General features: G+C 40.2%; 9 protein-coding genes. 6 read left to right on the forward strand and 3 right to left on the reverse strand.

Features of this window, described 5'->3' with window-relative positions:
• Positions 1 to 61: 61 nt before the first annotated feature.
• The 3 genes from asd to G6Q48_RS14465 form a co-directional block, all read right to left on the reverse strand.
• Positions 62 to 1,168 carry an aspartate-semialdehyde dehydrogenase gene (gene asd, locus G6Q48_RS14455; protein ID WP_166267184.1) on the reverse strand — a complete coding sequence of 369 codons (1,107 nt, stop codon included), beginning with the start codon at positions 1,166 to 1,168 and terminating at the stop codon, positions 62 to 64.
• 336 nt (positions 1,169 to 1,504) lie between these two features.
• Positions 1,505 to 1,645, reverse strand: a complete 141-nt coding sequence (ykgO, locus tag G6Q48_RS14460; protein WP_102140059.1) for a type B 50S ribosomal protein L36 — start codon at positions 1,643 to 1,645, stop codon at positions 1,505 to 1,507.
• Positions 1,646 to 1,647: 2 nt separating this feature from the next.
• On the reverse strand, positions 1,648 to 1,908 hold the full coding sequence (locus tag G6Q48_RS14465; protein WP_166267186.1) for a type B 50S ribosomal protein L31: 261 nt from the start codon (positions 1,906 to 1,908) through the stop codon (positions 1,648 to 1,650).
• A 227-nt stretch (positions 1,909 to 2,135) separates the two neighbouring features.
• On the opposite strand from G6Q48_RS14465, the gene G6Q48_RS14470 reads away from it, so the two are divergent.
• The 6 genes from G6Q48_RS14470 (at position 2,136) to G6Q48_RS14495 (ending at position 13,433) form a co-directional block, all read left to right on the forward strand.
• A complete protein-coding gene (locus G6Q48_RS14470; protein ID WP_166267188.1) occupies positions 2,136 to 3,311 on the forward strand; it encodes an SGNH/GDSL hydrolase family protein in 1,176 nt (391 codons plus the stop codon).
• Between the two features lie 297 nt (positions 3,312 to 3,608).
• Positions 3,609 to 4,520 carry an N-acetylglucosamine kinase gene (nagK, locus tag G6Q48_RS14475; protein WP_166267190.1) on the forward strand — a complete coding sequence of 304 codons (912 nt, stop codon included), beginning with the start codon at positions 3,609 to 3,611 and terminating at the stop codon, positions 4,518 to 4,520.
• Between the two features lie 389 nt (positions 4,521 to 4,909).
• Positions 4,910 to 5,548, forward strand: a complete 639-nt coding sequence (locus G6Q48_RS14480) for an OB-fold-containig protein (RefSeq protein WP_166267192.1) — start codon at positions 4,910 to 4,912, stop codon at positions 5,546 to 5,548.
• Between the two features lie 74 nt (positions 5,549 to 5,622).
• Complete coding sequence (locus tag G6Q48_RS14485; RefSeq protein WP_102140062.1) at positions 5,623 to 7,824, forward strand: flotillin family protein; 2,202 nt, start codon at positions 5,623 to 5,625, stop codon at positions 7,822 to 7,824.
• Between the two features lie 96 nt (positions 7,825 to 7,920).
• Positions 7,921 to 12,858, forward strand: coding sequence for a DNA repair ATPase (locus tag G6Q48_RS14490; RefSeq protein WP_166267194.1), 4,938 nt, complete (start codon positions 7,921 to 7,923; stop codon positions 12,856 to 12,858).
• Complete coding sequence (locus G6Q48_RS14495) at positions 12,858 to 13,433, forward strand: rhomboid family intramembrane serine protease (protein WP_166267196.1); 576 nt, start codon at positions 12,858 to 12,860, stop codon at positions 13,431 to 13,433. Before G6Q48_RS14490 ends, G6Q48_RS14495 begins: the two co-directional genes overlap by 1 nt.
• Positions 13,434 to 13,568: the final 135 nt, after the last annotated feature.

Raw genomic sequence — 13,568 nt, forward strand, 5'->3', positions numbered from 1 at the left:
AAAAAAACCTGCATATTAAATTATGCAGGTTTATCGAATACGACTTATCGCTGCGCCGCGCTTATAATAAAATCCGTAACATACGACGAAGAGGCTCAGCAGCTCCCCACAGTAATTGGTCACCAACCGTAAAGGCAGATAAGTATTCAGGGCCCATATTCAGTTTACGCAAGCGGCCAACAGGGGTGCTAAGCGTGCCAGTGACTGCCGCTGGAGTTAACTCACGCATAGTGATTTCGCGGTCATTAGGAACCACTTTCACCCAATCATTATGTGAGGCAAGCAATTGCTCAACTTCACTCAACGGAACATCTTTTTTCAGCTTCAATGTGAAAGCTTGGCTATGACAGCGCAGCGCACCCACACGAACACATAACCCATCAACTGGAATAATATTATTGCCCGTTTCTAAAATTTTATTGGTTTCTGCTTGGCCCTTCCACTCTTCGCGGCTTTGGCCATTTTCTAACGCTTTATCAATCCATGGGATCAGGCTACCCGCTAATGGTACGCCAAACGCATCCGTTGGCATTGTGCCACTGCGAGTGAAATCTGTGACTTTTTTCTCGATATCTAAAATAGCGGAGGCCGGGTCTTGGAGTTCTTTAGCCACTTGTGTGTGCAAAGACCCCATTTGTGCCAGAAGCTCACGCATATTTCGAGCCCCAGCCCCTGATGCCGCTTGATAAGTTGCCACAGATGCCCATTCCACTAAATTATTAGTGAACAACCCACCTAAAGACATCAACATTAAACTTACCGTACAATTCCCACCGACAAAGGTCTTAATGCCTTTATTTAAGCCGTCTTGGATATGTTGGTTATTTACGGGATCAAGAATAATAATCGCATCATCTTTCATACGTAATGAAGACGCAGCATCAATCCAGTAACCATTCCAGCCAGACTCACGAAGTTTAGGATAAACTTCATTCGTGTAGTCGCCGCCTTGGCAGCTAATAATAATGTCCAATGCTTTTAGTGCATCAATATCAAAGGCATCCTGTAAAACACCACGATGGCCACCGTAAACAGGTGCTTCTGCACCCTGTTGTGATGTGGTAAAAAATACAGGACGGATCGCATCAAAATCACGTTCTTCGACCATTCTCTGCATCAATACTGAGCCGACCATTCCACGCCAGCCAACAAACCCTACATTTTTCATTTTCACTCACCCTGTTCGTTTAAATTTTTACCAAGAAATTTCTAGTTTCGACCCCACAAAGTAAATACCGTCATTGTTATCATTCATTCAGTATTCACAAAAATTGAAACTAGAAATTTTTCGGATGTATTAAACCTGACAAAATATGCATCCATGTGCAAGTGAATTTCATCACTAATAATAAGAAGATTAGTAATCATGCTAATGATCGAGGGGATCAGTGGACAAAAAAACAAATAAAAAAAAGCCACGGCAGAGAGCAATAATCTGCAATGGCTAAGCAAATAAAATATAAAGCGATACAGGAAATTTTATAATTATGTTTAAATTCAATAATTAGCGTTTTTTCTTACAGCCTTGCACTGCTTTAAAACGCGGGTTTGTTTTGCATATCACATACACCCGGCCACGACGGCGAACAATTTGGCAATCTGGATGACGGTTTTTTGCCGTTTTTAATGAACTCAGTACTTTCATCTTCATTTACCCTCTAACTGTAAAAAACGACCAAAACGCTTCTGGAACTGTGCCGTTTTGCCTTCCTGAGAAATCATTTTCTGTTTACCGGTATAAAACGGATGTGACTGAGAAGAGACATCAAGCGTGACATACGGAAATATTTCACCCTCATACTCGATTGTTTTTTCAGTTTTTATTGTTGAGCCTACTTTGAAATAGGCATCTGCACTTGTGTCATGAAAAACCACGGTACGGTATTGTGGATGGATCCCCTGTTTCATAATAACCACCTAAATGCAATGTTATAATATAACAATACATTTTTTTAAAAAACGATGCAATAACTTTGTCGATAATAATAATAATTAGTAAACAAGCGATTGTTTTATATGCATTAATTTATTAATTATTAGTCATATCATTATAGATAAATAATCTTTATTTGATACTGTGTTTGTCTGTTGATTGGTAGTTTTATCGAGAAGTATCCCAATCAATAAGGACTCCTATGACATTAATATCCAATACAACTCTGTATGCAACTACACACAGACCTAATTCAACAGTACCCAATACCAATCTAGCCTCGGAAAAAATAGTATCGACTAGAAATGTTCCGCTACAGAATAGTATCGGTGGCAGCATATCTGTACAACTTTATAGCGACAGAGCTAAAAGTATGCCTTCGACGGACACCCCCGTCGATGATGATGTAGATGGGTCACTTTGGGGCAAACATACAGAAAAAAGAATTCCTGGAAATCAATTCCAATTAGCTACTGCGTATTCAAATAAATTTAATATAGGGAAAAAAGAACCGATAACCTATTTTGATAGTGTCACAGTTATTGGTGACAGCTTATCTGACTCTGAAGGAAGGATGCATAAAAAGTCGTGTGGATTACTCACTAATGCTAACCAATACTATAATGGACGGTTCACTAATGGTTTCACATGGCCTGAGTTTCTCACCATGCCTAATACGATGCAAAGCCATTCCAGTAAAGGTAAAGTTACACTCACGAATAAGTCGGAAGGTGGCTCAACTTGTGCAACTTATTTTAAATCCACACTTCACCCTCAATTTGCCATACTTTCAAATATCGAAAAACAAGCAAGACACCTTAAGTTTGATGACAAAAGTTTAGGTATTATTTTTATTGGTGCCAATGACTATATGACCTATTCGAAAGAAAATGTCGATGTTGTTATCTCTAGTCAAGAAAAAACAATCAAAAAAATGATCAAAAATGGTGCGAAAAATATTCTAGTGATGGGGCTTCCTGATCTATCCCAAACCCCTGCAATAAAAACCAGTTCACCGAAAAAACAACAAAAAATACAAAATCTCAGCATCGAACATAACAACAAGCTTCAGACTATAATTAACCTATTGAAATTAAACAAAAATATCAACATTAATTACTTTAATGTTAATAACGTAATGAAAAATATAACGAATGTAGTTGGCGACATAAATAAAAACTCACCGGGAGCATATAATATAGAAGACGCTTTTACTGATGGTTATATTCGCCAAGACAATACCGCACCATTAGAAATCGACCCTCATTATGTTTTTATCGATGATGTTCATCCTACTCAGGAAGTCCATCAAATTATTGCGATGGAATTGCATAATTTTATCTTAAAAAAGTACAACCCACTAAACAACCAAAAATAACGCTTTATTTATCAATCAAGGTTAGCTGGTATCTGCTAACTTTGATTGATAAAGCGAGATAAACACGTAATTTTCTCACTTTGTTTTATCAGACGAAAATCAATAACCTATTTGGCTTTTTCCCAAACATTGTCTGTTTGTCAGCACCCTGAAGCTAACCTCATGTGAATATAAAAATAAATATTAAATCAATAATTCTTTCATCAAATAACTTTTGTATAATCAGGTTAATTAGCACTTTCATTTATTATTTATCATATAGATACATGATACATAAATAACTAAAGGATGATGAAAATGTATTACGGCTTTGACATGGGCGGGACAAAAATTGAACTTGCCGTCTTTGATAACGAATTAAATCAGGTCTGGCAAAAGCGTGTTCCTACACCCAAAGATGACTACCAAACGCTCTTAAATACATTTCTTGAGCTCACACGAGAAGCAGATGAAAAATTTAACTGCCAAGGAAAAGTGGGTGTTGGCGTTCCGGGTATCGTAAACCACGTTGAAGGAACCGTATTTACAACCAATGTCCCTACTGCACAATACAAACCTTTAATTCATGATCTTGCTAATATATTACAGCGCCCAGTAAAAGTAGAAAATGATGCAAATTGCTTTGCATTATCAGAAGCTTGGGACCCTGATTTCAAACGCTACCCTACCGTTCTTGGCTTAATTTTAGGGACTGGTGTGGGCGGTGGGTTCATTATAAATGGTAAAGTTTTATCCGGTAAAAATGGAATTGCAGGGGAAATAGGCCACATGAACCTCAGCGTTCGTGGAACCAAGCTATTAGGGGAAAAAGTTCCTGAAATAACTTGTGGCTGTGGCCAAACAGCTTGCTTTGAAACCTATCTATCCGGCCCGGGCTTTGAGCGTATTTATTCTTCATTCAACAATGAAAAACGTTCGGCTATCGAAATTATTGAGCTATATAAACAAGGTGATATTCAAGCAAAAGAGCATGTTAACCGCTATATGTCATTACTTGCGATGTTTATGGGGCAAATTGTCACTGTTTTTGACCCCGACTTAGTGGTTATTGGTGGAGGGTTATCACAGTTTGAAGAGATCTATAAACAACTACCAGAAGTACTTCCACAATACCTATATGGTATAGCAACATTACCTGCAATCGAAAAAGCACGTTATGGTGACTCTGGAGGCGCACGAGGTGCGGCATTCCTGAACTTGATAGACTAATCTTACTTTTTTGCGCTTCATAATAGTTTTCATCCATGAAGCGCGAATTTATCACTTTAATCTTATTAATCCCCCCCATTTTGTACTTTAAACACGCTTATTATAGTTGAGAATGATTATCATCAACTTGATTATTAATGGTAAAATCCTATCTCATTAATGTCTTACTATTATCGATAAGACTTTAGGAATAACTTCACCAAATAAAGCTGGATAAACAACCAGTACTATAAGAGACTTCAAAAAATTAAAAGTGCTTATAGACTAGTCTGATACTGCTATTAATTAAAAAATATATTATTAAGCTAAATAATTTTATGGTGATAAATTAAACAAACGTTCCTTTTCACGTAAGCTCAATAATGCATTAATAATAAAGAGAAAACCCTATGAGTTTGTTTTTCCATAACAGTTTGATGTTCCCGACAATTATCTTTAGTGGTTTGCTAATCATTGTTCTATTTTATTGGTTATGTGCCGCTTTTGGCTTATTGGATATCGACGTATTTAATCTTGATACCGAATTTGATGCTGGCATTGATGCAACAGGTTTCGCGGGTTGGCTAACCAAGCTTGGCTTAGCAGGGATCCCTGTCACCATTATTGTCACGTTATTTACTCTTTTTGGTTGGATAATCAGTTATTTCAGCGTACATATCTTTATTCGCTTCATTGATACTGATTTATTACGTTATCTCGTCAGCTTCGCCGTTTTTGCGATCACCCTATTTATCTCTCTTCATTTAACCGCTTTGTGCTTAAAACCTGTGCGCAAAAAATTGGTGAGCCTTAATAAACCCAAAACAGTACAACAACTTATCGGTAAATACGCCACAGTACGTTCAGGAACGGTGAGTGAACAAAATGGCGAAGCGCTATTAGAAGATGGCGGAGCCGGGTTAATTTTACAAATACGCGCCCCATCCTCCGAACAGTTAAAACGCGGTGATCGTGTTGTTATTATTAGCTATGACGCAGCATCGCACAGTTACCAAGTTGTCAGTGAAAATGAGTTTCGCCACGGATAACTTCGCTTTTTAAAATAAATATCTTGCTTGCATAATCGAAATGACGTCATCGTCAGAACCAATGGAGAATTAATATGGACTTGGCTGCACTAATGCCCTTTTTAACAATTATCGGGGGGATCATCCTAGTTATTTTAGGGTTCTTTGGGTTATTCAAAGCCTTCTATATCAAAGTTCCACAAGGTACTGCTTTGATTGTCAATGACATGTCATCACAGCCTAAAGTGCATTTTACAGGGGCATTAGTTTACCCTGTCATCTACAAAAAAGAATTCATGCGTATCTCTTTGCTAACACTTGAAGTTGATCGCCGCGGTAAAGATGGCTTGATTTGTCATGATAACTTACGTGCTGATATCACTGTTGCTTTCTATTTGCGAGTGAATGAAACGACAGAAGATGTGCTGAAAGTTGCAAAAGCTATCGGTGTTGACCGTGCATCAGACCATCAAGCGGTCAGTACATTATTCAGTGCAAAATTCTCTGAAGCCTTAAAAACAGTCGGTAAGCAACTGGATTTAGCCACTTTATTTGAAAACCGACAAGACTTCCGTGATCGCATTGTTGATGTGATAGGAAAAGACCTTAACGGCTATGCACTTGAAGATGTGGCGATTGATTACCTAGAACAAACACCAAAATCAGCCTTAGACCCAAACAATATCTTTGACTCCGAAGGTATTCGTAAAATTACTGAAATCACCGCGATCCACAATATTGAGACCAACCAAAAAGAGCGTGATCAAGAGCTCGCAATTCAAAAGAAAAACGTTGAAACCCGCGAAGCAAGTTTAGCCTTAGAGCGCCAACAAGCCGATGCCGAAGCTCGCCAAAAACGTGAAATTGATAATATTCGTGCACGTGAACAAGCTGAAACCTTACGTGTTCAAGAAGAAGAGCGCCTTAAAGCAGAGCAAGCGCGTATTCAAACCCAGCAAGAAATTGAAATCCGTGAAGAAAACCGCATGCGCGAAGTTGAAGTTGCTCAACAAAACCGTACTCGTGCAGTCGCCATCGAAGAAGAACGCGTGAGCCGCGCACGTGAGCTCGAAATTGTTGCCCGTGAAAGAGAAGTTGAATTACAACGTATAGAAAAAGAAAAAGCACTCGAAGAAGAACGCAAAAATATCTCCAATGTTATACGTGAGCGTGTAGCCGTTGAAAAAACCGTGGCACAAGAAGAAGAACGCATCAAAGAAGTTCGTGAAGTCTCTGAAGCTGAACGCATGCGCCAAGTCACCGTGATTAACGCACAGGCAGAAGCAGAAGAGTCGCTAGTTCGCCAAGTGAAAAAAGCCGAAGCTGATGAAGCCAGTGCTAAACACCGTGCAGAAGAAATAAGCACCATGGCACAAGCAGAACTCGAAGCATCGGCAAAGCAAGCTGAAGCCAAAAAGCGCTTAGCTGAAGGGGTTGAAGCCGAACACGCGGCATTAGGTTTAGCAGAAGCTCGAGTTCGCCAAGCAACTGCAGAGGCAGAAGAAAAAGAAGGTCTTGTTCTTGCCAATATTACGGCTGAGAAACTGTTAGCAGAAGCACGTGGGCTGAAAGAAAAAGGCTTAACGGAAGCCCAGGTTATGGAAGCTAAAGCTAAAGCAGAGCAACAACAAGGGTTTGCTGAAGCAAAAATCCTTGAAGAGAAATTAGCAGCCCAAGCTCGTGGTGAAGAACAACAAGCAAATGCTAAAGAAAAACTAGGCTTAGCTGACGCGAAAGTACTGGAAGAAAAACTGGCAGCACAAGCTCGAGGTGAAGGACAATTAGGTTCAGCGCAAGCAGAAGTTATCCGCCAACGCTTGAAAGCTGAAGCCGATGGTTTAACCGACAAATTTAAATCAATGGATCACCTCAGCGATACTGCACGTTCACATGAAGAGTTTCGTATGCGCCTTGAGAAAGAGTTCGAACAATCCATGGCCTCTATCGACGCAAATAAAGAAATTGCCCGCGAGCAAGCTGATGTATTGGCTGCAGCTCTTAGCAAAACCAATATTGAAATTGTGGGCGGCGACGGCAGCTTCTTCAACACCTTCTCTAAAGCACTAAGCCTCGGTAAAGCGGTTGATGGCTTTATGGATAAAAGCAGTTTCGCAAAAGAAAATGTCGAGAAGCTCATAAATCGTAGCAAAGAAGACAAAAAAATTGATATTGCCGCATTATTGAAAAACCCAGAAGTTCAAGACCTTATCAACGGTTTTATGGCAGCTAAAGGGGCTAATCAGCCAGCAAAAACAGTCATGTCAAAACCGATTCCACCGACGGATGACCAGCTGTAAACCTTTAGCACATTGGGGTAGTGAACCTACCCCCCTATTGTTCTTCATTATTTGTTTTCCATTTTTATTGTCTTAGTTAAGGGAATTCGCTGCGCAATGTCAGATATTCAGGATACGGATCGCGAACAAGAAATACTCGATAGCGCTGTTGCAGAAGGCGGTGCTTATGAAATATTACGCAAACGCCTGACCGACCAAGGGCAACAGCTGCATCAAAAAGCCGCACAACTCAATGAAATGCGGTTGGATGAATTTGGTCAAAGCCAAATGGATATTATTGGTCGTATTCGCATTCGTACTGAAAATAATTGCCAAGCAAGGGACATTGTCCGCGTCGGTGAATGGCTCTTATTCGGTTATAACGTATTCCTCGGCCTAAAAAAAGAAACGCACCTCGAAGATGTATTTTCACTATATCGGTTAATTGAAAACGACAATGAGTTTGATGTTGAAGCAGTCCCTTATGAAGATACCTTCTTGAGTGATAATCGCTTTGTTCAAGATTTTACTGAACTCTATACCTATTATAAGAACACACAGTTACTGCAACTTGTTGAACGGGACGGCAAACTTCTTGCTAGTTTTCAAATTGGCGATCGCATCACGGACGTGCGAGTTTTTCGCTGGTCAATCTCCAGCGACAAACGCAAAATTGAGTATATTGATAACCGGGGTGAACGCGATATCGCCCTCCCACCAGCCTATGATTTTGAATGGCAAAAAACCACACGGGAAGACACGGTTAACGGCCGATACCCTCACATCAATATTCTTGACACTGTATTCATAGAAACTATTGGCGGTGATTTAACCATCAAGTGTGAAAATAACACTGAAGATGGTTTGGGGATTTACCAAGAAGCTGTTCTTGATAAAAACCAATCTTTAGATGACGCACAAATTGAATATGCACAAACTGGCAGTTTAATTATCTTAAAAGTTTTACCCTATCGAGAAGAAACTTGGCGTTACTTGGTTTACAACACGCTGTCTCAATCTGTACAACGCATTGATGCCATTGGGCAAGCATGTGTCCAGCTACCAGAAGACCACGGTATTATTTTCCCTGGCGGCTACTACTTACAAAATGGTGACTATAAAACGTTTGAGCAGTCTATGGATGGAATGCGTTTTCGCCGTTTGCGTCGTTCTCCAAATGGAGAAGATGTCCTATATGTTTTCTATTCACCAAATCAGGGTCGTATTGCTCTATTCAATTACAATTTAATTGAACGAACACTTTCAGTTCCGCTTATTGGCCATGGCTATGCCATGCTTGAAGACGGAAAAATGGTATTATTTGAAGGTGAAGGCGAAGAAGCGACTCGCGTTCATCCTATGCAAGTTTGGCAGACCCCATTTTACTCAGAAGAATTTGCCGACCAACAGCCGACTCGTAGCGGTTTTTTAGGGCGTATCGGCAATGCAGATTTAGTTCGAGGTATTTCTGAAATATTACATGTTTCCAAAGAAATAGAAGGCAGCCAAATTTCTATCGCTCGCTACGAACAGCTCAGCCAACAAGCAAAAAATTTACTGGATATTTATTACTGGTTTGGTGATGAACAATGCCTTGGTATTGGCAAATTGCTCAAAGAAATCACCCAAACAAGTGAACTTGTCCTTGATGAATATGAGAAGGTCGAAAGCATACGGCAGCAATCAGCTAAATCAATGAATGAAGCCATCAGCCGCCAAAAATCACTACTTTCACTAACGTTGCCTGAAAGTTGGGCTGATATTCAACAATTTGTTGATGGCTTAAATGCCCTGAGTGCTCAACGCGGGCACTTGATTTCACTGCGCGAATTTCGCTATATGGATTTAGAAAAGCTTAGCGAAATGGAAAGTGAAATAGAGAAAAATCAACAATATGTATCGCAAGAAACCGCTGTTTTCCTGGCTAGCGATAAAGCATTACAGCCCTTTAAAACACAATTAACTGTTTTCGAAGAACAAATAGAAAAAGCCCAAAACAGTGCTCAGTTAGACATTCCCATGAAGGATATGGAAAAAATGTCTACTGATTTAGATATGCTATCAAACTTAATGGCTTCACTGAGTTTCAACGATGTCACACAACAAACCCACATTATTGATGCTATTTCGCAAATCTATGCTCAGCTAAACCAATCTAGAGCTCGTTTACAACAAAAACGAAAATCACAAAGCAGTGTGGAAACCGTCGCTCAATTTGGCGCACAATTCCGGCTGTTCAGCCAAGGCATTACCAATGCCCTGTCTCTTGCCACTGATCCTGAACGTTGCGATGATCAGTTATCAAGATTGCTTGTTCAGTTAGAAGAACTCGAAAGCCAATTTAGCAATCATGATGAATTTCTTGATGATATCTTGGCTAAGCGGGAAGAATTACTCGAAACCTTTGAATCACATAAACAAGTTCTTATTGATGACCGCCAACGCCGCGCCCAAAATTTAGTTACTGCAGCAGATCGCCTACTAGACAGCCTGCAACGACGAACAACTCGTTTACAGTCTCAAGATGAGCTCAATGCCTTCTTCGCCTCAGACCCTCTAGCGCTTAAAACACGTGAAATAATTGAAAAATTAAGGGAAATTAACGATAACGTTAAAGCTGATGATATTGATGCACGTTTGAAATCCTCTCGGGACCAAGCCATTCGAGTTTTGCGTGATAAAACAGATATTTTTGAAGATGGTGGGAATGTCATTAAGCTCGGTCGTCACCGGTTCAGCGTAAACACTCAAGAGCTTGATCTCACTATTTTACCAAAAAATGAACAACTATGGGTTTATCTCACTGGAACAGATTTCCAAGAACCCATAGAAAATGAACAACTATCACAACTCAAACCTTATTGGAGTGCCTCATTAGAGTCTGAATCTAATACGGTTTACCGCGCAGAATACCTTGCTTATTCAATTATCTATGCCGCAACAAAACGCCAAGAAGGGCTAGATTTTGATATCCTAAAAAATGCATTAACATCAACGGAAAAACTTGAAAAAATTGTCCGTGATTTTGCGAGCCCACGCTATAAAGAAGGCTATGAAAAAGGCATTCATGACCACGATGCTGTTGCTTTACTGAAAAAACTACTGCCAATCGGTGAAAGTGCAGATTTATTACGGTATAGCCCGACAGCCCGTGCTATCGCAGCTATTTATTGGGAGCAAGTACAAAACGACGATTTCCCCGCTTTATGGCCTGAACGTGCAAGAACAGCCATGAATATTCACCAATTATTCCATAATGACAATGCACTTCTTGACCTACAAGCCGAAATCGAAGCTGGGATTAGCTTATTTTTACAAAATAACCCCATTCAATGCCAAGCTTATGAGCAAACCCAAGCCGCTGAATACCTTAGTTTTGTATTAGCAAGAACTCCGATAGAGCTCGTCTATAGCAAGTACGCAAGGGAGTTAGTTTTAGCGCTCCAGAGCCGCTTAGAAGAAGCCCATATGTGGGGTGATTTTAATCGCTCACAACAAAATTTAGGGGCTCGCTACGCCCAGCGCTGGTCATTAGTTCAAAACTGGCTACAAGGGCTGTGCTCAATCCCTGAATTTGCTCACCTTGTTCCATACATACCGGGTGCTATTGCCATTATTATCTTAGATAAAGTAGCTTCCGCTCGCTTTAGTGAAGCAGACCTTTACTTTAAGGTTAGCGGGTTGCTCGGTGAACACCCGACCATTGAAAACCAAACTCTAGCACTGAGTTTAGATAACTACTTCAGTCGTATGCGTGGTCAAAGGAAGCGATTCATTCCCGAATTCCGCCAGTATCAAACTCTGCGCCAACAAATTGTGACTGAAGAACGTAGCCGTTTAAAACTGCATGAATACAAAGCAAAGCCACTAAGCTCTTTTGTACGTAACAAACTGATAAACGACGTCTATTTGCCTATCATTGGCGATAATATGGCAAAACAAATTGGGGCTTTAGGGGAAGGTAAACGCACTGACCTCATGGGGCTGCTATTAATGATTTCACCGCCCGGATACGGTAAAACCACTTTAATGGAATATGTCGCTGACCGTTTAGGGCTAATTTTTATGAAGGTCAACGGCCCAGCTCTTGGCCATGATGTACTTTCTCTTGATCCTGAACAAGCACCTAACGCAACCGCAAGACAGGAACTAGAAAAACTCAATCTAGCTTTAGAAATGGGTAATAATGTGATGCTATACGTTGATGATATTCAGCATACACACCCTGAGTTTTTGCAAAAATTTATCTCCTTATGTGATGGAACACGGCGTATTGAAGGAGTTTGGAAGGGCAAAACCAAAACATATGACATGCGGGGTAAAAAATTCTGTGTCGTTATGGCAGGTAACCCTTATACCGAGTCTGGAGAAGTTTTCCGAATCCCTGACATGCTTGCAAACCGCGCTGATATTTATAACCTTGGTGAGGTGCTAGGGGGTATGGATGAAGCATTTGCTTTGAGCTATATCGAAAACAGCCTGACATCAAACCCTGTATTAGCCCCTCTTGCATTACGAGATCTGAACGACCTGTACTTATTTGTCGATAAAGCGATGGGCAAATCTGTCTCTACCAATACCTTAAGTTACCCATACTCTGATGCAGAAATTAATGAAATCACCTCGGTAATCAGCAAGTTAATTAAGTTACGGGATGTTGTATTGAAAGTGAATCAACACTATATCGCTAGCGCAGCGCAATCCGATAAGTACCGGACAGAGCCTGCATTTCGCTTGCAAGGTAGTTACCGTAATATGAATAAACTCAGCGAAAAAGTCTCTTCAGTGATGAATAATAATGAACTTGAAAGATTACTCGATGACCACTACTTGGGTGAAGCACAGCTGCTCACAACGGGTGCAGAAGAAAACCTACTCAAACTCGCTGAACTGCGTGGTACATTAACAGAAAAAGATTCTGCACGTTGGCAACAAATCAAGAAAGACTTTATGCGTAACAAATCATTAGGTGGAGATAATGCAGATATTGGTGATCGGGTTGTTGGCCAGCTAGCGTCACTCGTTGAAAGTGTTCAAGCACTTGGCAACCACTAATGAGCTATTTATCAGGGTATCCTCGCGTTAAGTTATTAACCTCAATTGTTGCAATTTTTATTATTGTTCAATCGGTTAATAGCTTAACTGCTGGCGGTTTAACCCAATTTGGGCTAGTTCCACGTACAGAATGGGGCTTGCTCGGTATCTTCTTCGCTCCATTTATTCATGGAAGCTGGGAGCATCTACTCAGCAATTTGCCCCCATTTATCATCTTAAGCGCATTATTGCTTCATCGCACCATCAAAGCTTACATATTGGCATCACTGTTTATCATTATTGTTGGTGGGTTAGCAGTTTGGCTCATTGGTAGGAATGCAGTTCACATCGGCGCAAGCGGGTGGGTTTTTGGTTTATGGGGGTTGCTAATTGCTCAAGGCTTCTTCCGGCGAAAATGGGGTGATATCGCTATCGCATTATTAGTACTGTTCTATTTTGGCACAATGGCTAGCGGCTTATTACCTACTCACTTATACATCTCAACTGAATCACATATAGCGGGGGCTATTGCAGGGGCTATCTATGCATGGCTGAGTCATCGTTACCATCAAAAAACCAATAATCGCTCACCTTAAATTAGCACCATCACAATTATGACTCACTTTTTATGCTTTATTTAAATTTATGTATCTTTTTATGTGATCGTGGTTCACATATTAACAATTAACTATAAATTAACCATTTATTAACATTGCAATAATGATAGTCTC

The sequence above is a fragment of the Providencia sp. M-27 genome (genome assembly GCF_011077905.1).
Lineage (GTDB): Bacteria > Pseudomonadota > Gammaproteobacteria > Enterobacterales > Enterobacteriaceae > Providencia > Providencia huaxiensis.

Excerpts from the sequence above, each read along its gene's own strand:
- asd (WP_166267184.1), bottom strand. The coding sequence starts at position 1,168 with ATGAAAAATGTAGGGTTTGTTGGCTGGCGTGGAATGGTCGGCTCAGTA.
- ykgO (WP_102140059.1), bottom strand. The coding sequence starts at position 1,645 with ATGAAAGTACTGAGTTCATTAAAAACGGCAAAAAACCGTCATCCAGAT.
- G6Q48_RS14465 (WP_166267186.1), bottom strand. The coding sequence starts at position 1,908 with ATGAAACAGGGGATCCATCCACAATACCGTACCGTGGTTTTTCATGAC.
- G6Q48_RS14470 (WP_166267188.1), top strand. The coding sequence starts at position 2,136 with ATGACATTAATATCCAATACAACTCTGTATGCAACTACACACAGACCT.
- nagK (WP_166267190.1), top strand. The coding sequence starts at position 3,609 with ATGTATTACGGCTTTGACATGGGCGGGACAAAAATTGAACTTGCCGTC.
- G6Q48_RS14480 (WP_166267192.1), top strand. The coding sequence starts at position 4,910 with ATGAGTTTGTTTTTCCATAACAGTTTGATGTTCCCGACAATTATCTTT.
- G6Q48_RS14485 (WP_102140062.1), top strand. The coding sequence starts at position 5,623 with ATGGACTTGGCTGCACTAATGCCCTTTTTAACAATTATCGGGGGGATC.
- G6Q48_RS14490 (WP_166267194.1), top strand. The coding sequence starts at position 7,921 with ATGTCAGATATTCAGGATACGGATCGCGAACAAGAAATACTCGATAGC.
- G6Q48_RS14495 (WP_166267196.1), top strand. The coding sequence starts at position 12,858 with ATGAGCTATTTATCAGGGTATCCTCGCGTTAAGTTATTAACCTCAATT.